This window comes from Streptococcus sp. oral taxon 058 str. F0407, from assembly GCF_000235485.1.
In the GTDB taxonomy this organism is placed as follows: domain Bacteria; phylum Bacillota; class Bacilli; order Lactobacillales; family Streptococcaceae; genus Streptococcus.
The window spans coordinates 38,282-38,518 of record NZ_JH378892.1 but is presented as its reverse complement, the minus strand read 5'-3'; the positions used below and the strand labels follow the sequence as shown (position 1 = coordinate 38,518).

Genomic DNA, 237 nt, shown 5'->3' with positions numbered 1-237 from the left:
TCATGCATCGAAATATTCAACCTGAATGGCAAGGCAAACAAAAAGATGCCTTCACCAAGCAGTGGGAGACCTTCTCTAGTGACTACACGAGCTTCCAAACGGAGATGAATACCTTTTATGATGCCATCTGTGATGAAATCACTAGACTAGAGAACCAAAAGAACGAAGAAAACGGCATTATTGGCTGGTGTCAAAGTCAGATAAACAGTCTGGGAAATTTCATCGAGAAGCTACTAC

The 237-nt window shown here is 41.8% G+C and carries 1 protein-coding gene; it reads left to right on the top strand.

Features of this window, described 5'->3' with window-relative positions; translation table 11 throughout:
* A partial coding sequence (locus HMPREF9184_RS08995) for a YwqH-like family protein (protein WP_009444417.1) occupies positions 1-237 on the top strand: 237 nt, incomplete at both ends.